Here is a 26718-nt window from a genome sequence, read left to right on the forward strand (position 1 = left end):
TTTATAATATTTTTAAAACCTCCTTTTATAGGAGGTTTTTTTTATGTCTATACTTCGCGGTTATGTTTATAAAATCACCCTTATGGCTGTTTTTGTAATTGATACTTTTGTTAAATTGCCTTACATTTACTCTATTATTTTGCTTAAGGTTGCTGAAAACCTTTGTGTTTAAATTTTAGATAAACTCTAGTAATATGCTGGAGTTGATTATTACAAAACCAAATTAACCTAACTAACTATTTACTACATGAAAAATCCCCTATGGCTTAGTGCTGCTGTTTGTCTTTTTGCGTTATTTGCTACTGCTCAAGAAAATGCACTTACGAAATCTCAACTGTATAAAACTAAGTTTAATGATTATACGTTTCTTGAGTTAAAAAAAACAGAGGCTAATGTTGAAAAACTTACCAAACTAATAGAGTTTCCCTTGAGTATAAGAGAAGGTAAAGGAGGTATTGGCGAAGGATGGGTTCGTTATAAGTTTGATGGTGGCTTAGTGGTAGGTTTTATTGATACGCAGTCACAAGAGTATACAATTGGGCTTGACTATATTAAGGCTAATGCTATAACCCTAGATGGTGTAACTGTAAAGGTTGGTGAATCTGTAGAAGCATTAAGTAAAGTATATACTACTGTTCAATTGGAAGATAAAACATGGGCTATAAAGTTTGTGATTGACGAAGAGTATTGTTGCCCGGTATTGGTTAAATTTAATCCAGAAACTGATGTGGTTACTGAAATAACCTATAAAGTGAATGGAGAAAAAAGATATAGTTTTTAGTGATTTAAACTAAAATCATTTCGTTATAAGAAAGTATGGTGGTGTAACCTTTTTGTTCAAAATACCCCATACTTTTTTTGTTTCCTGTTGCTAAAATAAAATCTCCTCCCCAAGCGCCTAAGCTTTTTACCGATCCGTTGTAGTCAGAAAAGTAAAGGTCTTTTACTTTGGGTTGTTCAAGGTGTTTAGAAAGTATGTCTTCATGAGTGTTTACTAGACTCTCGAATGCTTCTAAAGAAGATGCTTTAATAATCTCTTCTGTGATGCTAGATAGTTCTTTAACTAAGGTTTTCTTTTTGTTGCCTAACTTTCTGTAGTGTGCTATCCCTTCTTTGCTATTCTGTTTTTTATTTAAGTGGATGAAGAATAAATCATCTGTAAAGTTGGGTGAAAAAGAAATAGGGTTTACAGCAGGTTTATTTTGGGTTATTTGATAGGTTATAGGGGTGTTGTTTTGTGCGCAAGCAATATCGTAGCCACTTCCTTTAAAAGAGTTCCATAAAAGCTCAAACGCATCTATTTGCGCCCACGAAGCAATGTTGTTTATGAGTGTGGAAGAAGTGCCTAGCCCCCAATTGTTAGGGAAGCTCAATTGGGTGATAACATCAGCGCCTTTAGTTAAAAAAGCTGGATTAGCTTTTTTTGCAGTGTTTAGAATGTCTAGTAACGTAATTGCTTTTTCAGTGTCTGAAGTTTCAATAATGCTGCGAGTGCCTTTAGAAAGTTTATTTAAATCTAAGGTAATAGAGAGCCACTCCTTATTTAAATGGTCAAAGCTAGTCCATTTTAAAAGTGAATTATTGGTTTCTGTAACTTTTAGATTTTGTCCAAATTTGGTGGGTAAAGCAAAGCTTAGTGCACCATCTAGAACTCCATATTCTCCCGTTATTAAAAGTTTTCCGTTACTGTAGTATGTTTTCATGAGGTAGCTCTTAATTGTTCAAAAGCTGCTACTACAGCACTATGTGTAGCTGTTTTGTCTTTAAAGTAATTTACAAAATAGGCCTTTTCTTTTTCGGTAGCTCCTAATTGGTTTAAAATGTTTAAAAGGTGCATCTTCATGTGTCCTTTTTGAATACCGCTGGTAATTAAGCTTCTTACTGCACCAAAATTTTGCGCTAAGCCAGCAACAGCTGTAATTTCCATAAGCTTTTTAGCATCTGGATGGCCTAGCATTTCTAAAGCAACTTTTACCATGGGGTGTAATTTGGTTAAACCTCCAACGGTTCCTAAAGCAAGAGGAATTTCTATCCAAAATCTAAAAATTCCGTTTTCTACTTTAGCATGTGTTAAGCTGCTATAAGTTCCGTTTTTAGCCGCATAGGCATGAGCGCCTGCTTCTATAGCTCTAAAGTCGTTACCGGTGGCAATAACCACAGAATCTATACCATTCATAATTCCCTTATTATGGGTTACAGCACGGTATGGCTCTACTTCGGCTATGCTTACAGCTCTAACGAATTTCTCTGCAAATTCTTCCGGAGTTAATTCTTTGTCTTCATTTAAGTCTTCTACCTTACAACTAACCTCTGCTTTTACTAAGCAGTTAGGTACGTAATTAGATAAAATACTCATTACTATCTGGATGTCTTTTTCAGTTTCGTTAAAACTATTGTAGTTTAAGGCTTCCGCTTTAAAGGTTTTAGCAAACGATTCTAAACAGCTATTGATGAAATTAGCGCCCATAGCATCTAGTGTTTCAAAAGCACAATGTAATTGATAGTAGTTAGGGATGCTATTCGTTTTGTCCTTTAGCGTAATGCCTGTTACACCGCCACCACGTTTTTCCATGTTCTGGGTAATGTCGGCTGCATTTTCTAGCATTAAAGGGGTTACACTCTTGAAAAATTCTTTTAATTTTTCTACATCACCATGATACATAAAGTGAACCTGACCAATTTTTTCGGTGCCAATAATTTCGGTTTTAAATCCGCCACGGTCAATCCAAAACTTTGCAGCTTTACTAGCTGCAGCTACAACAGAACTCTCTTCAATAGCCATAGGTATGGCATAAAGTTGATCGTTTATTTTAAAGTTAGGTGCAATACCTATAGGTAGTAGAAAATTACTAATGGTGTTTTCTATAAACTCATCGTGTAGTTTTTGAACTTCAGCATCGGTATGCCAGTACTTTTTTAAAATTTCTATGCCCTCTTCAGGGTTTTTAAAACTATGTTCTGCAATCCAGTTAATTTTTTCTTCTTTGGTAAGTTTAGAAAATCCTTGTACCGGTTGTTTCATGGGTGTAACTTTTTAAAGCTGTAAAGATACATTTTTTAGAAGACAGTGGTTAATGTAAAAGTGTTACTTGGTAGGAAGAATGAGGGGGTGTTATCAAATATCTTTACTATTTCTATTTTTATAACGTTTCTAAAAAAGAAGTGTATAAAAGCCTTTAAAAGTTAACGTTTAACCAAAAAAGTTTAATAAATTGTGAAATTATTAGTAAACTTGGAATCTTTTAAAATATAGTACTATTAATGAATAAGTATAGAGCATTTTTATTTGCATTCGTAGCTGTTTCCGCTCAGCTATTCGCACAAACCAAACAAATTACATTAGAAGAAATATGGAGTGGAGCCTTCAGAACCGAAGGAATGGATGAATTGAATTCTTTACAGAATGGTAAGCAATATGCAGTGCTGAATTTTGATCGTGCTTCGCGTTCAACTTCTGTAGATAAATATGATTATAAAACCTTAGAGAAGACCGAAACAATTGTAAGCTCTAAAGATTTAGACGGAGTTAATTATTTTCTGTCGTATGAGTTTAGCGCAGACGAAAGTAAATTATTATTAGCAGCAGACCTGCAACCTATTTTTAGACACTCAACTTTGGGTGTTTATTTTGTTTATGACGTAGCTACTAAGAAACTTACCAGAGTAGCAGATGAACATATTCAAGAGCCTACCTTTTCTCCTGATGCTACAAAAGTAGCGTATGTTAAAGATAACAATATTTATATTAAAAGCTTAACTGATGGTAGCGTTACCCAAGTAACTGCCGATGGCAAAAACAACGCTATTATTAACGGTGTTACTGACTGGGTGTATGAAGAGGAATTTGCTTTTGTAAGAGCTTTTGAATGGAATAAGGCGAGTAACCGCATAGCTTATTTAAAGTTTGATGAGTCTGAAGTACCTGAGTTTTCTATGGATGTTTATGGTAAAGAATTGTATCCATCGCAGTATGAGTTTAAATATCCTAAGGCAGGTGAGAAAAATTCTGATGTAACTTTACATGTGTATAATGTAGATACAAAAGAAAACAGTGACCTTTCTGTTGGTTCGTATGAATACATACCTAGAATTGAGTTTACCGAAGACCCTGCTATTGTTGCCGTACAAACTTTAAACAGACACCAAAATGATTTGAATTTATATTTCTGTAATGTAGATACAAAGGAGTCTAAAGTGGTATTGCATGAAACCGATAAAGCTTATATTGATGTTACCGATAACTTAACGTTTTTAGAAGATAATAGTTTTATCTGGACTTCTGAAAAAGATGGTTACAATCACATTTACTGGTATGATGCTACCGGGAAATTGAAAAACCAAATTACAGAAGGACCGTGGGAAGTAACCGCTTATTATGGGTATAGTGCTAAAGATAAAAGAATCTATTACCAGTCAGTAGAAGAAGGTTCTATTTACCGTGATGTATATTCTATTAAAACAAACGGAAAAGGGAAGAAAAAGTTAACTTCTAAAAAAGGAACTAACAGCGCTACCTTTAGTGCAGACTTTAGTTACTTTATTAACAACTACTCTAGTGCTACAACACCAACCATGTACACTTTAAACAGTGCAAAAGATGGAGAAGAGTTAAAAGTGATTGTAGACAATAAAGCAGCAAAACAAAAATTTGACTCTTACGGAATTACACCTAAAGAGTATAGTACTATTACCGTAAACGGTAACGAGCTTAATATGTATATGATTAAGCCAGCTGATTTTGATGCTACTAAAAAATACCCAATGTTTATGTATCAGTACAGTGGCCCGGGTTCTCAAGAGGTTTCAGATAGCTGGTACGGATATAATGATTACTGGCACTTTATGTTAGCACAACAAGGATATATTGTAGTATGTGTAGATGGTAGAGGTACTGGTTTTAAAGGGGCAGCCTTTAAAAAAGTAACGCAAAAAGAACTAGGTAAGTTTGAAGTGGAAGATCAAATTGAAGCGGCTCGTATTTTAGGAAAAAGAAATTACATAGATGCAGATAGAATTGGTATCTGGGGATGGAGCTTTGGAGGTTTCATGAGTAGTAATTGTATTTTAAAAGGAAACGATGTTTTCTCAATGGCAATTGCCGTAGCACCTGTTACTAGCTGGAGATTCTATGACTCTGTATATACTGAAAGATACATGACTACTCCGCAAGAAAACGCTAGTGGGTATGATGATAATAGTCCGTTAAACTTTGCAGACCAATTAGAAGGTGCTTACCTTTTAGTACATGGTACTGGAGATGATAATGTGCATGTACAAAACTCTATGCGTATGATAGAAGAATTAGTACAGGCAAACAAGCAGTTTGATTGGGCAATTTACCCAGATAAAAACCACGGTATTTATGGTGGTAACACGCGTTTACACTTGTTTACAAAGCTAACCAACTTTGTAAAAGAAAACTTATAATAAAACTAACTAACAATATATGAGTCACGTTATTGATAAACATGAAAAGGAACTCTTCGGACATCCGGTAGGGTTGTATATACTATTTTTTACCGAAATGTGGGAGCGTTTTTCGTATTACGGAATGCGTGCATTGCTTACCCTATATATGACGGCTTCTACTTTAGGAACAGATGATAGAGGAGCAGGATTAGGATGGACAGAATCTGAAGCTTTGGCTTTGTATGGTTGGTATACCATGTTGGTGTATGTCATGTCTATACCTGGAGGGATGATAGCCGATAAATTAATAGGGCAGAAAAAATCTGTACTTGTTGGAGCTATTATTTTATGTATAGGACATGGTGTTTTGGTATTAACAGATACTTGGGCATTCTACACAGGTTTAGGATTGGTAATTTTAGGTGTTGGTTTATTGAAACCTAATATCTCTACGATGGTAGGAGGTTTGTATAGACAAGGAGATATTAGAAGAGATAAAGGATTTAGTATTTTCTATATAGGTATTAATACAGGGTCTTTATTAGCAACCATTTTTGTTGGGCTAGTAGTAGCTGAGTGGGGATGGCATGCTGGTTTTGGATTGGCTGGTATTGCTATGGTACTTGGTTTAATTGTGTATATCTGGGGACAAAGGTTTCTTACACATGTGGGAAATTTAGATTCAGGCTCTAAAGATGAAGTAGATGAAGTCTCTTACCCACATTTATACTCAGATCTTTTTAAATCGCCATTACAATTAGGTATTAGTGTTTTATTAGTAGTGTTGAGTGGTATTGGTTGGTATTTTATGGACTGGGGCTACGGAATGCTGTTTTTATTCATTACAGCAATTGCAGCTTTAATGATGATGATTTATAAAGAATTACCAAATCAAATTTATAAAGATAGGTTTGTAGTAATGTTATTATCATTTATCATGGTAATCATATTCTGGGGTGCTTTTGAACAGGCTGGAGGTTTAATGAACTTATATACCGATGAAAAAACCAATCGTGTGTTATTTGGGTACGAAATTCCTACCGTAATGTTCCAGAGTTTAAATGCTGGTTTTATTATCATTTTTGCTACCATCGTAGCAGGTATTTGGGCTAAAAGAAAGCTGAAAGGAAAAGAATCTTCTTCACTATTTAAAATGGCTATAGGTATCATTATTATGGGATTTGGTTTCCTATTTATGGTGTTTGCAGCTATGGAATATCAAAAAACGGGGACTTCTAATTTGTTATGGTTAGTATTTGCATACTTATTCCATACGTTAGGGGAGTTGTGTATATCGCCAGTGGCATTGTCTTTTATTACCAAATTAACACCAGTAAAATATGCTTCGTTAATGATGGGGGTTTATTTTGCTGCTACAGGGTTAGGGAATAAAGTAGCCGGAATTATTGGAGAGTCTGCTTCTGAATTTGGTGAGTATTCTGTGTTCTTAGGTATTTTAGTATTTACAGTAGTTATAGGTGGATTGTTTGTGGCAATTAAAAAACCGTTAATTCGTCTTACGCACGGTGCTGAAGATAATGAACATGATTTGTCTCACGAAGACAATAAGGGGCCGGAATTAGAAAAATTTGAAGAAGCTTAGATTAATATAAAGAGATTATTATTTCGTTTTGAAAGATTATGAATACAAAAAGTAACGAAGAAGTTTTTAGTTTACTTGGACATAAACCAAGTTTATTTGTTCTGTTTTTTACAGAAATGTGGGAGCGTTTTTCTTATTATGGAATGCGTGCTCTTTTAGTATTGTTTTTAACAACATCATTAACCGATGGTGGATGGGCTTGGAGTAATGAAGATGCGCTATCGCTATATGGTATTTATACGGGGCTTGTATATTTAACCCCTATTATTGGAGGTGTTATAGCTGATAAGCTTTTAGGTTATCAAAAAGCAGTTGCTTTGGGTGCCTTAATTATGACTTTAGGTCATGCCTCTATGGCTTTGGAAACACCTATGTTTTTATATATTGGTTTGGGATGTTTAATTATTGGTAACGGACTTTTTAAACCAAATGTTACTTCTATAGTTAGTGGATTGTATGATAAGCATCAAGAGAAAAAAGATGGTGCTTTTACTATTTTCTATATGGGGGTAAATGCTGGTGCATTCTTAGGAATAATGTTATGCGGATATATTGGCGAAAACTTTAGTTGGAGTCTAGGATTTGGATTAGCTGGTGTATTTATGTTGTTAGGGATGCTGCAATTTTGGTTTGGACGTACGATTTTTGAGGGTATTGGATTATCTCCAAAAGAAGATACACATCAAAAAGATTTAGAAGCAGAAGAGAAAAAACCTCATGATGCAAATGTTGAAGTAAAAGAAACACATGTGCCTGCAAAGGTTCAAGCCGATAGATACATTGTAGTTGGAGTGTTAGCATTCTTTACAATTTTCTTCTGGGCAGCTTTTGAACAAGCAGGTGGTTCTATGACTATTTTTGCTAAGAATTATACAAATAGACTTTTAGAAGGTGATGCAGCTACAACTTTTAAAATAGTAGATGCTATCATAACACTAGTTCCACTAGTAGTGATAACGATTGTGATTTATAAGTTGTTTGTTCAAACATTTAAAAAAATTACCCTATCCAATATTATCTTAGGTTTCAGTTTTCTTATAATCTGGGGTATTGTACTTTGGAAAGTAACTAGAGAATTTAGTGCTGATTCTACAGAAGTACCTGCGTCATGGTTTGGTATTTTGAATTCCTTATTCATTATTACATTGGCACCGCTTATTTCTAAAATTTGGGAAAGTAAATACAATCCTTCTGCTGCAGTAAAATTTGGTGTCGGTTTGATTCTTTTAGGTGGTGGATTTGCTTTTTTAGCTTTCGGAGCGAACAGTATTCCTCAGGGTGCTGAAACAGCTGCAGTAAGTATGGTATGGCTTATTTTAGCATACTTACTACATACATTAGGTGAGTTATTTTTATCTCCGGTAGGGTTGTCTTATGTGAGTAAGCTTGTTCCTGCTAAATTGATTGGTCTAATGTTTGGTATATGGTATCTAGCAATTTTTATTGGAAATACTGCGGCAGGACAACTAGGAGGATTGATAGATAAGATTACAGCTGAGTATTCTTTAACAACGTTCTTCTTGATATTTACTATTGTTCCAGCAGTTGCAGGTTTCTTATTAATATTGGTGAACCCATTACTTAAAAAATTAATGCATGGTGTAAGGTAGTGATTCTTATGCCGTCTATACTTTTATAAAAAACTTATCTATGAAGAAATACGTATTACTATTATTGTTTGTTGGAGTGGTATCTTTAGGGTACGCCCAAGATAAATCTGAGTTAACTTGGCATACCGATTTTAATGATGCAAAAAGAATAGCTGAAAAAGAAAACAAGCCTTTAATGTTATTTTTTACCGGAAGTGATTGGTGCGGATGGTGTAAAAGACTTCAAAAAGAGGTTTTTCAACAACAAGATTTTGTTACATGGGCTAAAGAAAACGTAGTTCTTTTAGAGTTAGATTTTCCTAGAAGAAAACAATTGGAGAAACAACAACAATTACAGAACTATTTTTTACAGCAAAAGTTTGGTGTGAGAGGTTTTCCTACCATTTGGTTTGCTAGTTTTAAGACAACCGAAGGTCAAGATGATATTATACAAATTGATAAAGCGTTGGGTTCTGTTGGGTACGTAAGAGGTGGAGTTGATGCCTGGCTTCAAAGTGCTAATCAGATATTAGCTAAAAAATAAGTAAATATTATAATTCATAATATAGAATCCCGAAGTAATTATGCTTCGGGATTTTTTAGTTTATAACATAGGCTCCTTGTGTATTGGTGTTGTGAAAAGTGATGTGCCGCAACTCACATTCTTTTTGCCATCGTTTTAGTAAATAGGGGTAATTGTTGGCATCTGCAATGATGGTATTTGGTTGTATTGTGGTTAGTAGTCTCGCCATGTTTAGTTTAGGACTTTGGGTGAGTATTACAATATCAATGGGCTTATGGTTTAGTTGATATACTGCAGCGCTGTCTACCACTAGTATGTGCTGATTCTTGTACTGGTAGTAATGTTGTAATGGGTTTTGTTTTACAGTGTTTATATAGGCACCTGCTTTGTATTGCTTTAATAGGTAGTTGGAGTTTTCTAAGATTGATGTTGTATACAGGTGTAATGTTTGTTGATTTTGTATACCTACAGTATGACTTCCGTAGGTGTTAAATACAATCAGCTGTTGTTGCTGTTTGCTGTAATAATTTAAATAATACAGATAGCCTTGTAGTGCTAGCACTAGACATAAGGAGGAGTACAATAGTTTTTTATGTTTATAAGTAAAAGCTAGTATGGCTATAAATAATAGGCAGTAGGTTAAAATAAGCAGGTTGTTATCAAAATAAATATTTTCTAGGGTTCCATTTTTTACGGTTGCAATATTATTCACCAAGGTGTTCATGCTGTATATGCAATATGATAAGCCTTTTACCAGTATGGGACTGGTAATACCCAAAGCAGCTAGCAGAATTACTAGAAAACCATATCCTAGTAAAATACTCATAAAGGGAACAATACATAGGTTTCCAATAAAAAATAGCAAAGGATATTGATGAAAATAGTACAAACTTATGGGGAGCAGGGCTAGCTGTGCGGCAAGCATTACTGTAGTCATGTTCCAAAAATATAAGATGATGCTATTGCTGGGTCTCCATAGATGGGCTAGTAAGGGTTGTATAGTAAGAATACCTAGTACCGCAATATAGCTTAATTGAAAACTAGCCATAAACAGCATATTAGGCTTTATAAGCAATAAAAAGAAGGCGGAGGCCATAAGTGTATGTACGCTATTTTGAGGACGCTTTAAATGCAGCGCTATGGTAACAAAGGTAAACATGGTAACAGCTCTGGTAACCGAGGGCGATAGCCCTGTAATAAATGCAAAACACCAAAGTAGGATAACCATAAGTACACCGCTTATCCAAATTCCTGTGGTGGTGTTTCTCAGGGGTAGTAGCACATAATATAAAAGCATTACCAAAATGCTAATGTGCAAACCAGAAATAGCCAATAGGTGTATTACGCCGGCGTGTATATAGTCTTTATATAAATCTTCCGATATATTTTGTCTTTGTCCTAAAAATAAAGCTTTGGTTACTTCTAGTTCGTCTCCTGATAGTCGGGCTTTCTTGAGGTTATTAATGATCTTAGAGCGTAGTCTAGTTGCAAGTAGTGTTAAGTTGGTAGGTAAGGTATCTGTAATATAGTAGTTTTGTGAGGTTAAGTTACATTGTCCATACACCTGTTGATGTTGCATATAGCTTGCGTAGTTAAACTCATACGGATTTAAAGGTGGTGGAATCTTCTTTATTTCGGTATAGCAGAAGAGTCGTAATCCTAGTAAATTAGATTGTGTGCTATCTTTTGGCTGTTTCACTATTACTTTTCCGGTAGTTGATTGTCCGTTTATGTGAGTTATAGTACCAATATATTTATAGTAATAATCAGAGGGTTTTAAGGTTTCTGTAATTTCAATAGATAGTTTTTGAGGTGGGGAGGTTGTGTGATGGGTGTAGTGACTAGGGTATAATGTATCTTGATGAACCAAATAGGTAAACCAGCCGATTAATAGTGTAGCCAAAAAAATGGTAGCACCAAAGTAAATGGTTTGCTGAAATTTATTTGATGCTATCCGGTATAAGTATAGCGATGTGCCTAAAGTAATAGCTAGTAAAAAACTGATAACTTTAATAGAAACGCCAGAGAATAGGTGTGCCAAGCTAATACCTAAAATAAGTAGCAAGCATAGTTTAATAAGTGTAAAATGAAATAGGTGCTTCACATAGCTAAGCTACAGGAAGCCGTTATGGTAAAGAAGTGGTTATCCGTAAATTTAATTATCTAAAATTAACTTTTCAGTCACTTGTTCTCCTGTGTTATAGTCGGTACCGTAAAATAGAATGTAATCTGCTTTTATATGTAGCCCCCCACTTTTTAGTTCTATAAAAAGTTTGTCAATAAACATTTTTCTATGGTTAATAGTGGTGTATACTTTGGGTTGTTTTTCGTTGTTTAAACATAAATATAATTCAAGATCTTTAGATGCGGCCAAATGCATTTCGTACAGATTGTTATTAACACAATCAGATATAATTCCGTATGCCAATCTTCTTTGTATAGCGGTTAAGCTCTTTCGGGTACCAGTGTTTCCTTCATACACAATTCGGTATACATCAATTGGATCATTCTTGTCTATATGGTTGTTCGTAATCTTAGCATCATATACATAAGTGTTATGATTCTTGCTATGTTGAATATAAAACAGTCGGTTCTTATTGTAGGTTGGGGTAGGGTAGTTGTCTTGTGCTTGCATACCATAGCCTATACACATAAGCAGTACAAATAATAGGGTGTTGGTATGGTTGCTTTTAAGCATGCATTTTTTGTTTTAGATGTATCAAGGTACTCAAAAATATTAAAATAAAACAAGATGTGTATTTTTAGTTAAAAAAGGTTATTGTTTGGTATTCAAGTTTTTATATGGTTTTTAATTGAAAGCGATAGAGGTATAAAAATAGGGTAAACTTCTAATATATAATCATCTATGAAGAAAATGTGAAAAATAATAAGAATACTTATTTGTAGCTATTTTATATTGAAAGGAAAGGGCTATCTTTGAAAAAGAAAATTAAATAGTGCCGTTAGAACCGAAATCCACCCCCTAGCATAACGGAATTTTAGAAGAGTAGAGAATTATAATTATTAAACGAAAAGTTTAGATAATGAAAGTTGCTTTGTTTATAACGTTAGGGTTAATTATTTTGGTGGTATCACTTTGTTCGGTGATAAAATTATTGGTTATGGTAACCGATAGAGTAACCGAAAAACTAGCTAAAGCTTATTGTAACAAACACGGGTATCTTTACATACGCGTAGAGGTATTACCAGAAGACTATGTGCTACATTTTGAAGCACACGGACATATCTTTTTAGCCAATTTTAATATAGACAAAAACAAAAATCTTATTTGGACAGGTGCTAATCCCGAAAAGGTTATCGCTAATTATATAGAGAACGAAGGACTCCCTACTCCTGAAATGTTCAACGGAGTTTCTGCTCAAAAAATACTCAAGAACGTAGGCTAATAGCTGTAAGAAGTAAGATTTTACATTGAAAAAATAAAAATTTAAGAGATTGCCAATTTTATTTTTTCTATATTTATGTGCTTATATAAGTACTACCCGTCGATAGGTTTTTCATAATTCATGTAGCGTTATATAAGCGTTTGTTATTTATAATAAAGCTTTATATGGCTGTTTTAAGTATTCTTACATATCTCTTACTTGGGCTTTTTAGCGTCATCATTATCTTAATGCTAGCAATGAAATTTTGGGTATATGTGCAAGATAAAGAAGCTAGATTTATAATAGAAGAATATTGTAAGCTTCACGATTTTCAGTTTGAAACCATGTCGGTACATCCTAATCATTATCAAGTAGCAGCAACCAAAGGTGGTACAAAATTTATAGCTTCTTTTTCTATAGGTGAAGAAAACCGAATCATCTGGAATCAATTTTCGTTAGTAGATCAACACCGAAGAAAATTTAGCAAGGTAGTCCCTGCTAATATTCAAAATACCAATACACCTTCTGAACATATCAATGCGATGTAATTTAGTATGCTTACTCCCAAATGGAGATGCGTACGCCTAAGTGATACTGAAAGATGTTCAGCATGACGAGTTTGGTATTTGTTTGTATAGCAATGTTTCGTCACCTTGAACTTGATTCAAGGTCTCATCTGAGTAAGAATTCCCTTTTAAATATGGTAAACAGTATTCAAAGTCAAAATGTTACCTGTAAATTACAAGTAATAATTTTAATATAACATTTTTGTTATATAACTATTTTGTTATAATTTTACATGAAATCAAACGAGCTTATCAAGTTAATAGAGGCGGATGGATGGTTTTTGGTTAGAACTAAAGGGAGTCATCATCATTTTAAGCATGATGAAAAAAAGGGATTAGTCACTATACCACACCCAAAAAAGGATATCCCAACAGGAACAGCCAATGCCATTTTAAAACAAGCCGGACTTAAATAAAGGTGTTATGGAGAAGACAATTTATGTGTATGTAGAAAAGGCCGAGGACGGCACTTATTGGGGTACTTCTAAAAACATACCCGGAGTGGTAAGTGCTTTTGGAAACTCGCTAGAGGAGTTGAAAAGTAATTTTAAAACAGCTTTTGCCGATTATATCGAGGTTGCCACTGAAGAACAAGAAGATTGGTTAGCGGAGGTAGCCAATTGTACCAACTTTGTGTACGAGCTAGACTTAGCCTCTTTCTTTAAGCTAGTTCCTGAAATTAAAATCTCAGCCATAGCCAAAAAAGCAGGGGTAAATGCTTCCCTAATGCGTCAATATGTAACAGGTAAAGCCAATGCCTCAGAAGAACGTACCAAACAAATAGAACAAGCCATACACGAACTAGGTAAGGAGTTGTTATCGGTGAGCTTTTAGGTTTTTGGTAGCTGGATAGTTGAAAGTTCACGGTTGACAGTTTATGGTTGAAAGTACCCCAGAGCCGTCACCCTGAACTTGATTCAGGGTCTCAACAGAGTAAGCATCATTTTTCAGGGTTTAGTTTGATTGTACTAACTGAGCATTTACCGTTTCCTTTAGCTCCGTAATACTTTGTTGAACAAAGGAAAGAATTACTGCACTATAGGATTCTAAATTACTTTCCTGTACAAATGCTTTTATAAGATGATAGAACTCTTTTTTAGGAAGTTGATTGTGTGCAAATTTGTTTCGAATAAGTATTATTAAAAACATTTTCTGAACAAGGGTTGATTTACTTTCGACTTCTGAAATACTTATTTTTTTGAAAGAGTGTTTTTCATCGTTGTCCAACCAAGTAACTTCCTCCTCGTTTGCAAGCTTATATTTTTTTAAAATACCTTGAGACAGATATTTTTTGAAATTAGGGTTGCCATCCTGTTCTAATTCGGTTGGGTGGTTTGTACCGTTAAAGCCCCATTTTTGTAAAATCCATTGTTCAAACTCTTGAATTTCTTTGAATAATATATTCCTGCGGATTACCTCATACGAATAGTCTTTTATTTCTAGTTCTTCTTCTAGTGCTGTTTTTTCATAATATTTGGAGGTATCATAAGATAATAGTGTTTGTACTTTTTCGTCTTGCAGATACTTTTTAAATTTACCTAGTTCTTTAATCTTAACCGCAGGTTCTTTTATTTGTCCATGCTCATACGGAACCGTCATGCTCCATACAAAATTGGACTTTATAACATTGTCGCTTTTGTCTCCCACTTCGCGCTGGCTTTGTTCTCTGGCTTTCTTTTCTTCCGCTAAGCGTTCTTCTTGTGTTAAGTACAATTGCGCTAGCGTTATATGGGCAGCAGATCCAAAACTTTCTTTACATAAAGCATTGGCTATTAATAGCAAAAAGACATCTTGAATTTGTGTTTTTTTAATTTTAAGGTCTTGCTTTTGCTTGAAAGACTTAAAATTAGGGTCGTCTTGGGTTAGAAAAACATCTTGGTAATCTCTTGGGTAGCTATAAAAACGTTGGTAATTGGTATGATGGTAAAAATGACTGTACCAGTCAGCATACTGTTCTGGGTTATCGGCAATGTGTACCCCACGTATGTAAGTGGGTTTGGCATCAAAAATACCTCTCGGAAATACCAAAGGTTTTGCCAGTAATTTGTTTTTCTGATTTTCTAAACTGTCAATAGTATACAGGCGTTTATAGAAAATATCCCAAAGGTGTTGTTGCTTTACAAACTGTTTTAAGCGTTTGTTTTCATTTTTAAAGCCTTGTATTTGGGTTAGCAGAGCGTTCAATGTTTTTTGTCGGTTGCTGAGGTAGGCTCTATAAAAAGTATCAAAGAAACGCTGTTCAAATGCTGTGTAAATACCTGCGCTCCATGTATGTTGGTCTTGTTTAAAATTCCAAAATTGCTCTAGCAGATGTAACGCTTCTTTAGGTTTTTGCTGGTAATAGGCTAATAATTCCTGTAACTGACTATGGTGATACCCTTTCCACTGACTTCGGCCAGATGGCGGCATAAACCGTTTAAGGTCTTCTGCTAGCCAGGTGGCTTCCTGTCCCAATTCCCGATTGGTGAAAATTACTTTTCTTGTGTTTCTATAGTCTTTAAACGCTTTCGTATTATTATCAATAAGAGTTAGTTTTTCTTGGGTAACGTCTATTTCGGTTTGTATAGCAGCTATTAGCTTGTTGGTGTCTATGGTTTCTTGTGCCTTGGCTCTGCGTAAGTTTTTGGTAATCTCGGAAGAAGAAAGTGCATCAGTAGTTTTGTAATTACGAATGGTCTCATGCCGTTCTATCAGTTTTTTTACTAAGATGGTTTCAATTTCTTCTCCTGTTTTTTTGTGTACCAATAAATCATATAACAAAGCAGGGAGCTCGTTAAGCGAAAGCATGGCAGTGGGCATTCCCATTGCAATAGACTTATAACTTTTTGGTTTTAGGTCTTTATCTATAAAACCTGCAATCTGCTGTTTGGTAGGTTTGTCCTCTTTTCTTTTGCTATAAGTTTTAGTCTCTAAACCTCTTGCTTTTGATAGGTTTATATAGAGTTCTTTTGCTCCTGAAACATCGCTTTTACTTAAATCAATAAATACCGGAATATTATCTGCTACAAAGTTATATGACGGATTAGGAAACAGTTCCCAACCGGTATCTGCGGGCGCTTGGTCTTTTAAAAAATAGTCGGTTTTTAAATTGGTTACCTCCGATAGCTTGCCAAACACTTTTATTTTTTCTTTAATAACCCGTTCTGTACTATACTTGGTGCCCTCAATTTTTTTGGTACGGGCATCGTGCACGTAATTCCCTAAATGTAGTTGAAATTTTAGGGTAGGGAAATTGGCAAATTCATCTAAGTAGCGCAATACAAAATAGGCAAATTTGTTTTCGTATCGTTTTCTAATTACCGGATGTATTACCGTAGCGTCCTCTAAATTATGTATCTTTTTCCCTTCTGTAATGTATTGGTTTATATCCTCTACAAATTGGTCTTTTTGTGCTTGTGTAAAGGTTTGGTATAAAGCATCGGGTACTTTGCTTAACTCATCTATAATTTGTACCAAAAGTGTCTCTTGAGAGAATCCTGTGGTTAACCTGTTTTTAACCCCTTTAAAGCTTAAATGCCTAAACACCCAATGGGTAGCCATGTATTTTAAGCTATTATTGTTTCGGTCAATTTCTTTATCTTCATTTTTAACTACTTTGCCTTTAAACCCTCTAATGTTACTACGCAAATCTTCTCCTTGTTTGCGGGTTAAAAACAACCCTAGCAAAAACAGCAATCCGCTTTCAGAAATAGCAATGCCGTTTTCGGCAGGCGTGTCTCTATTGTAAGCCGATTGGTAATTGGCATTCACACCATCTTTATACGTAAGGTGCCAAAAGGCATCGTTTAGTACCCCGTTTTTAATAGCCAAGGGTTCTAGGTTTACTTTTTCCCCTTTTGCTTTCTGTTCTTTTAACGTAGCTAGTTTTAGTGTTTCAAGGGTTTCTAATTCCTTACCCAATTCCTTTTTAAGCAAATGTCTAGAGCCGTCCGATTTTACCTTGTACTTTTTCACGTCAGCAATGGTTTTTAAAAACAGTTCATCTAAAAGGTCATATACATCGGGGTTTATGTGTATAGGTGCATGGTAATGATGGGTGTAGAAATTACGTAAACTTTCTATAGTGCTTAAAAAGGTAAGCATACTGTTTTTAAAATGTGCTCTACGTAATTGATCTCTATTTCCTTTTTTAGCAAACTTTTCATGGTCTATAGGTAAGTACAGGTACTGCACCATTGGTAGGTGTTGTTTTAAAAAATCAACCCCAATTTCATAATCGGTAATGGTTTTTTGTTCGGTAAAATAAAGGTCAAATGCTCTTATATAATTTTTCTGTTTTTGGTCTCCTTTATTTTTAGGGTTAAAACGTTCCTCAAAAGCTGTAAAAACAGCATCTATATTATTTTGCGCTAAGTTTAAAAAACCTGCAAAATAATGCTTATCGGTAATGCTGGTATGCGTATAATAAATGCCTTTTCCAATAGGCTGGGTAGTATGTTCCATAGTAGTTTTTTGTTTTAGCTACCGTTAGTAACTGTAGGAGGCTGTAATTACTACAGCAGTTACCAACTGTACGAATCTTAAAGATACTAACTTTTTATAGAAGTAACGTAGTGTGTAAAAAATAAAAGGCGTAGCTGCGCTAAACAGCTACGCCTTTTTTTGTTGTGAATAGCCTACAAAATTAGACCAGTTACAACATCTATAACCGTAATGAGGTTAGAGCTTTAGTTGTGAATAGCCTACAAAATTAGACTAGTTACAACGGTGTATATAACAGCAAGGGCGAATTGATTGTTGTGAATAGCCTACAAAATTAGACCAGTTACAACGGTGTATATAACAGCAAGGGCGAATTGATTGTTGTGAATAGTCTACAAAATTAGACCAGTGACAACCAACGCCTGTTAATCCTAACGATGCAGTTAGTTGTGAATAGCCTACAAAATTAGACCAGTTACAACAGACATTGGGTAGTTCATCTGCTAATGTGAGTTGTGAATAGCCTACAAAATTAGACCAGTTACAACGGAAAGTTGAAAAATTTCAAAAGTGAATTAGTTGTGAATAGCCTACAAAATTAGACCAGTGACAACATACTTAAAATACCTCTAAAATTCTCTTTGTTTACAAGGGTATCCATAACTTCTTAGCATTTAAAAAATGAAACAATTAAGGTATTTGTTACTGCAAAGTACGGCATTTTTTTATTTCTATGAGAACTCTTTAACCCTTAAAGATTGGATAATACCGTGAAAACTTCCTATTCTCAATACAACAAATGTCTATCGAAATTCACCCGAACTGACGGGGTTTTCTGGTGTTTGTTAGTATCACAATGTTTCGTCACCCTGAACTTGATTCAGGGTCTCATTCGAGTAATCTAATCTGTACGTGAGCTACTTGTGCGATGCTGAATCGAGTTCAGCATGACGAGTTTGGTATTTGTTTGTATTGCAATGTTTCGTCACCCTGAACTTGATTCAGGGTCTCATCATAGTAAGCTAATTAGTACGTGAGCTACTTTTGAGATGCTGAATCAAGTTCAGCATGACGTTTTGGTATTTGTTTGTATTGCATAGTTTAGTCACCTTGAACTTGATTCAAGGTCTCATTCGAGTAATCTAATCAGTATTTAAGCTACCTGTGCGATGCTGAATCAAGTTCAGCATGACGAGTTTGAAATATTAAAAGATTTCAATTCTTTTCATTTTAGGGTTTTGTTTCTTAATAAGATTGACTTTCCAGTCTCTACGCCAATTTTTTAATTGTTTTTCCCGTGCAATAGCAAGTTTTATATTAGTGAATTCTTCATAATAGATGAGATCTGTTAAAGTGTATTTAGATGAGAATTTACTTCCAATCCCATTTATATGTTTGCTTATTCTTTCGTTTAGATTACTTGTTACTCCAACATAGAGAGTAGTTCTGTATTTGTTAGTTATTATGTATACATAAGATGTTTTCAAGATTCAGTGTTTTGTTTATGAAGATCTGTATATTTTGATTGTAATTATTACTGATATCCTTAATTAACAAAATGGAAACTAACGTCACCCTGAACTTGATTCAGGGTCTCATCTGAGTAAGTTAATCTGTACGTGAGTTACTTGTGCGATGCTGAATCAAGTTCAGCATGACGGTTAAAGTAGGAGACTTTTAATTCTTCACGTCAAAAGCATCTCTTAGGGCGTTGCCCACTAGCATAAAAGCCATTACCAGTGTCATAATAGCAATACCGGGTATTAGGGCTAAATAGGCTTTGCCTAGTATAATGTAGTTGTAATGATCTTTAATCATAGCACCCCAACTAGGTATAGGGGGTTGTGCGCCAATACCTAAAAAGCTAAGTCCGCTTTCTACTAAAATGGCTGCTGCAAAATTAGCTGCCGATATTACTATTACCGGTGCCAATATATTAGGTAGTATGTGTTTGGTTATAATGCGGGCGTGGCCATAGCCCAACGCCTTTGCTGCGGTAATGTATTGCATTTGTTTGGCACTTACCATTTGCCCACGTACCACACGGGCAACTTCTACCCACATGGTAAGCCCTACGGCTATAAATACTTGCCAAAAGCCTTTGCCTAAAGCTAGGGTAATACCAATAACCAATAACAGGGTAGGGATGCTCCAGGTTACATTAATAAGCCACATAATAAAAGCATCTACCTTACCACCAAAATATCCGGCAATACTTCCTAAGCTTACGCCCACTAATAACGATATAAACACAGCCACAAACCCTATAGAAAACGATATTCTGGTACCAATTAAAAGTCGGCTTAGTAAATCGCGTCCATATTTGTCGGTACCTAGTAAAAAGGTTTGTTGTTTAATATAAGTTTCTTCAATGTTTTTGGTGTTGGTAGTACTAAAGGTGGTTTGTAAAGCCGTTGCTTTTTCTAAGGCTTGGGTAGCTTCTGGGTTATATTCGGTATAATACAGGCTATCTTTGGTAAAACGGTAGGTGTTTATAGGTATTTCGGTACTTCCGTTTTGCTTGCCAAAAAAGGCGGTTTTTAAAAACGATTCTTCTACGGGTTTTTGTGTAGGTAAGGTAAGCATCTGTACACTAAACCCTGGTTTTTTAGAGTGAATGGACAAATGCATTTGGTTGGCATTCTCAGAATTGTCTGGTGCCAGTGCATACGCAAACACTGCTATAAGTCCGCATAGCACTACAATAGTCAAACTAAAAACGCCCCAAAAGTTCTTTTTAAACTTTTGGAGCGCCAATGTTGTTAATGAACCCTGTGCACTACTCATAAAGGGTAACTTATTGTGCGTTACGGGCTAATTTATTTTTTTTACCAAACGATACATGTAAATCTTCTAATACATTTACAGCCTCGTCAATGTAAACATCTTTCGTCATGCTTGTGTACCAACGTTCTCTTTTCTCTTTCAGTTCTTCGTCGGTTTCAAATTCTTTTTGCTCGTATGGTAATGCGTTAAATGTTAAGTCAGATTTGTAATCTTTTAAAACATCAAACTGTTTAGCAAAATTCTCATCTTTTTCAATTTCCGCAAGGTAAGCTTTATAGCTTAACGGAAACTCGTTATCGTCTTGCTGCTCTCTTATCCATTTAGCGTTGGTATCAATTAATGCTAATTGCTCATTGTTAGCCATACGTTTTTTGCTGTTAGCAATAGTTTGGTCATAATCTATATAACCTTCCCAAACATCGTAGGTTGCCGGAGCAATTTTATCGTATGGTAATGGGTTGCGTTGGTCTTTTTCACCTACTTCAATATAGCTATATCTGTCTGGTACTACTACATCACTTTTCACACCTTCTAATTGGGTAGATTCTCCGTTAATACGGTAGAACTTCTGGGTAGTAACCTTTAAAGCTCCTAAATCTCCTAAGGTATTGTTTTTGAAAAACTGATTTAAGTCGTAAATATTTTGTACGGTACCTTTACCATAAGTTTGTTTACTACCAATAATAATAGCACGTTGATAATCTTGCATAGCAGCAGCTAAAATTTCAGAAGCCGAAGCAGATAATTCATTTACTAAAATAACTAACGGACCATCCCATTGTACAGAAGAATCTTTGTCTTTTAAAACTTCTCTTCTTCCGTTGGTAGCTTTTACTTGTACTACAGGGCCATCTTTAATAAATAAACCTGCCATGTCTACCACGGTTTTAAGAGATCCACCTCCGTTATCTCTAAGGTCAATAATAAGACCTTCCATACCTTCAGCTTTTAAACGCTCAATTTCTTTAGCCATATCAGAAGCAGCGTTTCTGCTGTTCTTATAGTCGTCAAAATCTACATAAAATTGTGGAAGGTTTACGATACCAAATTTTCTTTTGTCTTTCTTAATTAAGGCTGTTTTAGCGTAACTCTCTTCTAAAACAACTTCATCTCTAATAATAGAAACAACCTCTATAGTACCATCTACACGTTTAACCGTTAATTTAACCTCGGTACCTTTAGGGCCTTTAATTAATTTTACGGCATCATCAATACGCATGCCTACTACATCTACAGGAGCTTCGTCTCCTTGTGCAACTTTCAGAATTTCGTCTCCTACTTCTAACGATTGCTCTTTCCATACAGGTCCACCAGAAATAACCTCAATAATGGTAATGTTATCTCTTTTCTTTTGTAGTCTTGCCCCAATACCTTCAAATTTACCACTCATACGAGTATCAAATTTTTCTTTGTCTTCTGGTGCAAAATAAAATGTATGTGGGTCAAATTCTTCTACAATTGCATTTAAGTAGATAGAAAACCAGTCTTTACGTTCAAAATCGTTTAGAATATCAAAGTAGTCATCTAAATTTTTAAGGGTAGATTCTCTCGCTTCTTTTTCATTTTCTTCAGCAGATTTTCCTGCTTCTGCAATGGTTTCCTCATCTACGTCATCTTTGCCTTCTTCAATAGCTTTTAGAGCAGCTTCTTTGTTGTCTAATCTACCAGCATAACTAGTGATGGTAGAAAATTTTAAAATTTTTCTCCAACGCTCTTTTAGCTCTTTTTCATTTTTAGCATATGGTAGCTCTTCATAGTCTACATTAATGGTTTCATTAACGGTAAAGTCAAAAGGTTTATCTAAAATTTCTTTATAAATTCCTTTCGCTTCTTCCATTCTAGCTAACAAACGGTCGTGAGTTAGGTTAAAGAAATCCAGGCTATAACTTTTAATTTCATCATCAAGCTGATCACGATAGGCATCAAACTCATCAATATCACTTTGTAAAAAGTAACGTTTTTGAGGGTCTAAGTTCATGATATAATTATCATAAACATCTGCCGAAAACGAATCGTTAATGTCTTTAGGGCTATAATGACCTTTTTCTAAAACATATGATATCAGCTCTATGAGTAGTTTATCCTTATCTGAATTTTCATTTTCAAACGACGTTGCTGTAAAGCTACAAGATGCCGCCGAAATTAAAACGGCAAATAGCAGGTAATACAAGTTCTTTTTCATTCTTCCGTGTGTTCTGTTAAAAAAATATTACTTCGTAATCTACAACAATTTTTATAGATTCTTCGAAATTACATAAAAAACCATGCCAGTAGTACATTGCGCTACTAATTTTTTGTTAAACCACAAAACATAACGTAATTGTTAAAAGAAAATCAGGGCTTTAGTTTTGAAACACCAGATACATTAAAAAACAATCTATATTTACTTACTTTTGTAATTAAAATTAGACCTTTTACATGGAAGCACAAGAAAGACCATTGATATTGGTAACCAATGATGATGGAATTACCGCACCAGGAATTCGTAAGTTAATAGAAATTATGAACCAGTTGGGAGATGTGGTAGTGGTAGCACCAGATAGTCCGCAAAGTGGCATGGGGCACGCTATTACTATCAACTCTACATTGTATTGTAGCCCGTTAACCATAGATGATGGTATGCAAATTGAATATAGTTGTAGTGGTACTCCTGTAGATTGTGTGAAGCTTGCTGTAAATGAGTTGCTAAACCGTAAACCAGATTTGTGTGTTAGTGGTATTAACCATGGCGCTAACTCATCTATCAATGTTATCTATAGTGGTACTATGAGTGCAGCGGTAGAGGCTGGTATAGAGGGGATTCCTGCTATAGGGTTCTCGTTATTAGATTACAATTGGGAAGCAGATTTTGGACAGGCAGAAGAATACATTAAGCGTATTGCAGAAACAGTACTTAAAAAAGGAATGCCTAGCGATGTGGTGCTGAATGTAAATATACCGAAACTTAAAAAAGAAGATATAAAAGGTATTAAAATATGCCGACAAGCAAAAGCATACTGGAAGGAAGAGTTTGACAAGCGTACCAATCCGCAAGGAAGAAATTATTATTGGCTTACCGGAAAGTTTGTGAATGAAGATAAAGGAGAAGATACCGATGAGTGGGCATTGGCTAACAACTATATTTCTGTAGTACCAGTACAGTTTGATTTAACTGCACACCATGCTATTCAACGTTTAAATACTTGGGGACTCAATGATTAAGAAAGAAGTTTTTATTGGTTTTATAGTAGGTATTATAGCCAATGTGTTTGGGGTATTGTTATACTGTTTAGTGGTATACGCTATTTACCATACGGGAATAGAAGAAACCATTACAAGGTCTAGAAGTCAAGGAAATTTATCTAAAGTAATTGCTTTAGGGGCTGTTGTAAATGTATTGGCTTTCTTTGGGTTTTTAAAAATAAAAAGAGATTACCGTGCCAGAGGTGTTATTTTGGCTACCATTTTTATGACCTTACTAACCTTTATTGAACACTATATTTTATAGTTATGAAATATTACATTATTGCCGGGGAGGCTTCGGGCGATTTACATGCGTCTAACTTAATGAAAGAATTAGTGGCTGAAGATGCCAATGCTGATTTTAGATTTTGGGGAGGCGATTTAATGCAACAAGTGGGCGGTACTTTGGTAAAGCATTACCGAGACCTTGCCTTTATGGGGTTTGTAGAAGTTGCAGTAAACCTTAAAACTATTTTAGGAAATATTAAATTTTGTAAAAAGGATATAGAAGCTTACCAGCCCGATGTAATTATTTTTGTAGACTACCCTGGGTTCAATTTTAGAATTATGGAGTGGGCTAAGGTAAAAGGGTTCCGTACGCATTACTATATTTCTCCACAAATTTGGGCTTGGAAAGAAAATAGAATAAAAGCTATTAAAAGAGATGTAGACGAAATGTATGTAATTCTTCCTTTTGAGAAAGAGTTTTACGAAAAGAAGCATCAGTTTCCAGTACATTTTGTTGGGCATCCGCTTATTGATGCTATTAGTAATAGAAAACAAGTAGACCCTGCTGTTTTTAGAAAAGAAAATGGGTTAGATGATAAACCAGTAATTGCTTTATTACCAGGTAGCCGTAAACAAGAGATTACTAAAAAGCTTTCAGTAATGCTTAGTGTTATCAACGATTTTAAAGCATATCAGTTTGTAATTGCGGGTGCACCTGGACAAGAACCTGCGTTTTATGAGCAGTTTATAGGCAATGCTAATGTACATTTTGTAACAGGCAAAACGTATGACTTACTTAGTATTGCAGAAGCGGCTTTGGTTACTAGTGGTACGGCTACTTTAGAAACGGCTTTGTTTAAAGTGCCAGAGGTGGTGTGCTATAAAAGTAGTTGGCTATCTTACCATATAGCAAAACGTGTAATTACCTTGAGTTATATTTCTTTGGTAAACCTTATTATGGATAAAGAGGTGGTGAAAGAATTAATTCAGGGCGATTTAAACACAGCTAATCTTACCAAAGAATTGAAGAAAATATTAGATCCTGAGTACAGAGAAAAAGTTTTCCTAGATTATTATGAACTTGAAAAGAAATTGGGTGGTAAGGGCGCTAGTAAAAAGACAGCCCAATTGATATTTTCAAAAATCACTTAGATTTAATATTTTTAAACCCCAATAACTAACAAACCTACATGAAAAAATTACTTTTTGTACTCCTTGGTGCATGTGTTGTTACCAGTTGCTCGTCTTCTAAAACTATAAAGACATCTAAAAGCTATAAGCAAACGCACAACACAAATACAACAGTAACAACTTCTACCAATGCACCTGACAATACACCATACTCTGTTACGGTGGGCGCTAATACCGGGAAAACTGTAAAAGGTAGAGGAGAGGCAAAGGGTGAACGTACTACTACAGAACTTCTAGTAATAGATAATATTATTAACGAGGCATTAGGTTATCTAGGTACCCGATATAAATATGGTGGAACAACGGATAAAGGGATGGATTGTTCTGGTTTAGTATACACTTCATTTTTAAGTCAGAATATTGCGGTGCAACGTTCTTCTTATTTGCTTTCAGAAGAAGGAAAATCAGTTTCTATCAAAGATGTTTTACCAGGTGATTTGTTATTTTTTATTACCGGTAAAGGGCGAAAAATTAATCATGTTGCCATGGTTATAGAAGCCTCTCCAAACGATGTGAAATTTATTCATAGTACCACTTCGAGAGGCGTTATTATATCTTCTATCCAAGAAGGCTATTGGGGGAGTGCTTTTAAATTTGCTCGTAGAATGCAGCTTTAATAATGTTATTGCCTTTTAGATTAAATCCAAAGAGTATTTATTGTTGACTGTCCAATAAGGTTTTTATAGTTTCTGTTAACACGTGTAAGTTTCCATTTTTTTGATTGGTGGCAAGTATAATGTATACGTCGTCTTCTAAATAGTGGGTTGCTAACGATTCAAAGTTTTGTGCCGACCCATGATGTTGATGTTTCACAAGCGTGTTTCCTTCCCACTTGGTACTACCCAAGGCTAATTGGGTATTGGCTGGTTGAGATAGTAATTGTAATGACTGTTTATTGATGATTTTTTCATTATCTAGTTGACGGAACCATTGATATAAATCGGTAGTGGTTAAGCTGAACAATATGTAAGGATAATTCATTTTAAAACGGTCAGCTTCAAAATTAGCGTTAAAAGGTTCGGCCATATTTTTACTATCGGAATACGGGAATTTTGCTGGAATTACTGCTCCGTTTAAGTTGTATGGTGTGAAAAGATGATTCTTTACATAGCTGTCAAAGTCTTCTCCTGCAATGCTGGTTACAATGCGGTTTAGTAAGATAGGACTGCAATTGGTGTATAGGTAATCGGTTCCTGGTTTAAATTGTAACGTAGCCTCATTTTTAATAAAACTCATTAAGTTGGTTTCATTGATTTCTGTGCCCTGCTGAAAAAAACGCCCCCATGGAATTTGTGGTAGACCAGTACTATAATTAAGTAGCTGGGCTATAGTAATTTGGTTACTCCATTCAGGTAAATTTTTTAAGTATTTGCTAATGGTATCAGTAACTTTTAATTGGTGCTGTTCTCTTAACTGCATAATAGCCGCTGCAGGGAATTCTTTGTAAATAGAACCAATGTTAAAACGGTAAGTCTCGGTAAGTAAATCTTTCTTATTGGCCGTGGCGTAACCATAAGATTTTTGCAGCAAAATGGTATTGTTTTTTACTACCAAGATGTTTCCGTTAAACTCATTTTTTTTGTGGTAGCTGCTAAGCAGTGAGTCAATTGATTTAGGTGTAGTAATGTTAGTTTTTTGAAAGGCTAACAACTGCAAAGGGAGTAGCAAAACAATAATTAAATGGTTTCTAAATTTCATAACGATTTCTGTTTTTTTGATTGTAATGATACCACTATTAGAGTAGTGTACATTATTAATGTTACAGTTTTTTCGTGTTAATTAAAAAATAGAT

General features: G+C 35.0%; 22 protein-coding genes. 13 read left to right on the forward strand and 9 right to left on the reverse strand.

The window, feature by feature from the left end:
* The first annotated feature begins 247 nt into the window (after positions 1-247).
* On the forward strand, positions 248-781 hold the full coding sequence (locus Y10_RS05260) for a hypothetical protein (RefSeq protein WP_281764314.1): 534 nt from the start codon (positions 248-250) through the stop codon (positions 779-781).
* A gap of 4 nt (positions 782-785) precedes the next feature.
* Here the strand turns inward: Y10_RS05260 and Y10_RS05265 are convergent, their stop codons facing one another.
* Positions 786-1703: a GYDIA family GHMP kinase gene (locus tag Y10_RS05265; protein WP_281764315.1), complete on the reverse strand. Its 918-nt coding sequence runs from the start codon at positions 1701-1703 to the stop codon at positions 786-788.
* Entirely contained in the window at positions 1700-3022 is a 1323-nt protein-coding gene (locus tag Y10_RS05270) for a hydroxymethylglutaryl-CoA reductase, degradative (protein ID WP_281764316.1), read from the reverse strand. Before Y10_RS05270 ends, Y10_RS05265 begins: the two co-directional genes overlap by 4 nt.
* 239 nt (positions 3023-3261) lie before the next feature.
* Between Y10_RS05270 and Y10_RS05275 the strand changes: the two genes are divergently transcribed.
* Genes Y10_RS05275 through Y10_RS05290 form a run of 4 tightly spaced genes read left to right on the forward strand, consistent with a single transcriptional unit; the run spans position 3262 to position 9145 of the window.
* The gene (locus Y10_RS05275) at positions 3262-5427 is read left to right on the forward strand and encodes a S9 family peptidase (RefSeq protein WP_408733608.1); all 2166 of its coding nucleotides are present in this window, start codon (positions 3262-3264) and stop codon (positions 5425-5427) included.
* A gap of 19 nt (positions 5428-5446) precedes the next feature.
* Positions 5447-7012, forward strand: coding sequence for a peptide MFS transporter (locus Y10_RS05280; RefSeq protein ID WP_281764317.1), 1566 nt, complete (start codon positions 5447-5449; stop codon positions 7010-7012).
* Positions 7013-7050: 38 nt separating this feature from the next.
* The gene (locus tag Y10_RS05285) at positions 7051-8622 is read left to right on the forward strand and encodes a peptide MFS transporter (RefSeq protein WP_281764318.1); all 1572 of its coding nucleotides are present in this window, start codon (positions 7051-7053) and stop codon (positions 8620-8622) included.
* Between the two features lie 40 nt (positions 8623-8662).
* The gene (locus Y10_RS05290; protein WP_281764319.1) at positions 8663-9145 is read left to right on the forward strand and encodes a thioredoxin family protein; all 483 of its coding nucleotides are present in this window, start codon (positions 8663-8665) and stop codon (positions 9143-9145) included.
* A gap of 55 nt (positions 9146-9200) precedes the next feature.
* Here Y10_RS05290 and Y10_RS05295 read toward each other — a convergent pair whose 3' ends face one another.
* Positions 9201-11228, reverse strand: a complete 2028-nt coding sequence (locus tag Y10_RS05295; protein WP_281764320.1) for a ComEC/Rec2 family competence protein — start codon at positions 11226-11228, stop codon at positions 9201-9203.
* A 51-nt stretch (positions 11229-11279) separates the two neighbouring features.
* The gene (locus Y10_RS05300; RefSeq protein WP_281764321.1) at positions 11280-11822 is read right to left on the reverse strand and encodes a DUF4833 domain-containing protein; all 543 of its coding nucleotides are present in this window, start codon (positions 11820-11822) and stop codon (positions 11280-11282) included.
* Between the two features lie 346 nt (positions 11823-12168).
* Here Y10_RS05300 and Y10_RS05305 point away from each other — a divergent pair, with 346 nt between their 5' ends.
* The 4 genes from Y10_RS05305 (at position 12169) to Y10_RS05320 (ending at position 13910) form a co-directional block, all read left to right on the forward strand.
* Entirely contained in the window at positions 12169-12531 is a 363-nt protein-coding gene (locus Y10_RS05305; RefSeq protein ID WP_281764322.1) for a hypothetical protein, read from the forward strand.
* Positions 12532-12767: 236 nt separating this feature from the next.
* Positions 12768-13058, forward strand: a complete 291-nt coding sequence (locus Y10_RS05310) for a hypothetical protein (protein ID WP_281764323.1) — start codon at positions 12768-12770, stop codon at positions 13056-13058.
* A 251-nt stretch (positions 13059-13309) separates the two neighbouring features.
* A complete protein-coding gene (locus Y10_RS05315) occupies positions 13310-13492 on the forward strand; it encodes a type II toxin-antitoxin system HicA family toxin (protein WP_281764324.1) in 183 nt (60 codons plus the stop codon).
* A 7-nt stretch (positions 13493-13499) separates the two neighbouring features.
* Positions 13500-13910 (forward strand): type II toxin-antitoxin system HicB family antitoxin, encoded by a 411-nt coding sequence (locus Y10_RS05320; protein WP_281764325.1) that lies wholly within the window; start codon positions 13500-13502, stop codon positions 13908-13910.
* Between the two features lie 120 nt (positions 13911-14030).
* Here Y10_RS05320 and cas13b read toward each other — a convergent pair whose 3' ends face one another.
* The 4 genes from cas13b to Y10_RS05340 form a co-directional block, all read right to left on the reverse strand.
* Positions 14031-17519 carry a type VI-B CRISPR-associated RNA-guided ribonuclease Cas13b gene (cas13b, locus tag Y10_RS05325; protein ID WP_281764326.1) on the reverse strand — a complete coding sequence of 1163 codons (3489 nt, stop codon included), beginning with the start codon at positions 17517-17519 and terminating at the stop codon, positions 14031-14033.
* Between the two features lie 1184 nt (positions 17520-18703).
* Positions 18704-18985: a GIY-YIG nuclease family protein gene (locus Y10_RS05330; protein ID WP_281764327.1), complete on the reverse strand. Its 282-nt coding sequence runs from the start codon at positions 18983-18985 to the stop codon at positions 18704-18706.
* Positions 18986-19175: 190 nt separating this feature from the next.
* A complete protein-coding gene (locus Y10_RS05335; RefSeq protein WP_281764328.1) occupies positions 19176-20285 on the reverse strand; it encodes an ABC transporter permease in 1110 nt (369 codons plus the stop codon).
* Positions 20286-20295: 10 nt separating this feature from the next.
* A complete protein-coding gene (locus tag Y10_RS05340; protein WP_281764329.1) occupies positions 20296-22467 on the reverse strand; it encodes a carboxy terminal-processing peptidase in 2172 nt (723 codons plus the stop codon).
* A gap of 236 nt (positions 22468-22703) precedes the next feature.
* On the opposite strand from Y10_RS05340, the gene surE reads away from it, so the two are divergent.
* Genes surE through Y10_RS05360 form a run of 4 tightly spaced genes read left to right on the forward strand, consistent with a single transcriptional unit; the run spans position 22704 to position 25543 of the window.
* Positions 22704-23486 carry a 5'/3'-nucleotidase SurE gene (surE, locus tag Y10_RS05345; protein WP_281764330.1) on the forward strand — a complete coding sequence of 261 codons (783 nt, stop codon included), beginning with the start codon at positions 22704-22706 and terminating at the stop codon, positions 23484-23486.
* A complete protein-coding gene (locus tag Y10_RS05350; RefSeq protein ID WP_281764331.1) occupies positions 23479-23772 on the forward strand; it encodes a hypothetical protein in 294 nt (97 codons plus the stop codon). The genes surE and Y10_RS05350 overlap by 8 nt, the downstream gene beginning before the upstream one ends.
* Positions 23773-23774: 2 nt before the next feature.
* On the forward strand, positions 23775-24887 hold the full coding sequence (lpxB, locus tag Y10_RS05355; RefSeq protein ID WP_281764332.1) for a lipid-A-disaccharide synthase: 1113 nt from the start codon (positions 23775-23777) through the stop codon (positions 24885-24887).
* 38 nt (positions 24888-24925) lie between these two features.
* Positions 24926-25543: a C40 family peptidase gene (locus tag Y10_RS05360; protein WP_281764333.1), complete on the forward strand. Its 618-nt coding sequence runs from the start codon at positions 24926-24928 to the stop codon at positions 25541-25543.
* A gap of 37 nt (positions 25544-25580) precedes the next feature.
* Here Y10_RS05360 and Y10_RS05365 read toward each other — a convergent pair whose 3' ends face one another.
* Entirely contained in the window at positions 25581-26624 is a 1044-nt protein-coding gene (locus Y10_RS05365; protein WP_281764334.1) for a serine hydrolase domain-containing protein, read from the reverse strand.
* Positions 26625-26718 lie beyond the last annotated feature (94 nt).

Origin of the sequence: Neptunitalea lumnitzerae (genome assembly GCF_027924185.1) — a bacterium.
In the GTDB taxonomy this organism is placed as follows: domain Bacteria; phylum Bacteroidota; class Bacteroidia; order Flavobacteriales; family Flavobacteriaceae; genus Neptunitalea; species Neptunitalea lumnitzerae.

Excerpts from the sequence above, each read along its gene's own strand:
- Y10_RS05260 (WP_281764314.1), top strand. The coding sequence starts at position 248 with ATGAAAAATCCCCTATGGCTTAGTGCTGCTGTTTGTCTTTTTGCGTTA.
- Y10_RS05265 (WP_281764315.1), bottom strand. The coding sequence starts at position 1,703 with ATGAAAACATACTACAGTAACGGAAAACTTTTAATAACGGGAGAATAT.
- Y10_RS05270 (WP_281764316.1), bottom strand. The coding sequence starts at position 3,022 with ATGAAACAACCGGTACAAGGATTTTCTAAACTTACCAAAGAAGAAAAA.
- Y10_RS05275 (WP_408733608.1), top strand. The coding sequence starts at position 3,262 with ATGAATAAGTATAGAGCATTTTTATTTGCATTCGTAGCTGTTTCCGCT.
- Y10_RS05280 (WP_281764317.1), top strand. The coding sequence starts at position 5,447 with ATGAGTCACGTTATTGATAAACATGAAAAGGAACTCTTCGGACATCCG.
- Y10_RS05285 (WP_281764318.1), top strand. The coding sequence starts at position 7,051 with ATGAATACAAAAAGTAACGAAGAAGTTTTTAGTTTACTTGGACATAAA.
- Y10_RS05290 (WP_281764319.1), top strand. The coding sequence starts at position 8,663 with ATGAAGAAATACGTATTACTATTATTGTTTGTTGGAGTGGTATCTTTA.
- Y10_RS05300 (WP_281764321.1), bottom strand. The coding sequence starts at position 11,822 with ATGCTTAAAAGCAACCATACCAACACCCTATTATTTGTACTGCTTATG.
- Y10_RS05305 (WP_281764322.1), top strand. The coding sequence starts at position 12,169 with ATGAAAGTTGCTTTGTTTATAACGTTAGGGTTAATTATTTTGGTGGTA.
- Y10_RS05310 (WP_281764323.1), top strand. The coding sequence starts at position 12,768 with ATGAAATTTTGGGTATATGTGCAAGATAAAGAAGCTAGATTTATAATA.
- Y10_RS05315 (WP_281764324.1), top strand. The coding sequence starts at position 13,310 with ATGAAATCAAACGAGCTTATCAAGTTAATAGAGGCGGATGGATGGTTT.
- Y10_RS05320 (WP_281764325.1), top strand. The coding sequence starts at position 13,500 with ATGGAGAAGACAATTTATGTGTATGTAGAAAAGGCCGAGGACGGCACT.
- cas13b (WP_281764326.1), bottom strand. The coding sequence starts at position 17,519 with ATGGAACATACTACCCAGCCTATTGGAAAAGGCATTTATTATACGCAT.
- Y10_RS05335 (WP_281764328.1), bottom strand. The coding sequence starts at position 20,285 with ATGAGTAGTGCACAGGGTTCATTAACAACATTGGCGCTCCAAAAGTTT.
- Y10_RS05340 (WP_281764329.1), bottom strand. The coding sequence starts at position 22,467 with ATGAAAAAGAACTTGTATTACCTGCTATTTGCCGTTTTAATTTCGGCG.
- surE (WP_281764330.1), top strand. The coding sequence starts at position 22,704 with ATGGAAGCACAAGAAAGACCATTGATATTGGTAACCAATGATGATGGA.
- Y10_RS05350 (WP_281764331.1), top strand. The coding sequence starts at position 23,479 with ATGATTAAGAAAGAAGTTTTTATTGGTTTTATAGTAGGTATTATAGCC.
- lpxB (WP_281764332.1), top strand. The coding sequence starts at position 23,775 with ATGAAATATTACATTATTGCCGGGGAGGCTTCGGGCGATTTACATGCG.
- Y10_RS05360 (WP_281764333.1), top strand. The coding sequence starts at position 24,926 with ATGAAAAAATTACTTTTTGTACTCCTTGGTGCATGTGTTGTTACCAGT.
- Y10_RS05365 (WP_281764334.1), bottom strand. The coding sequence starts at position 26,624 with ATGAAATTTAGAAACCATTTAATTATTGTTTTGCTACTCCCTTTGCAG.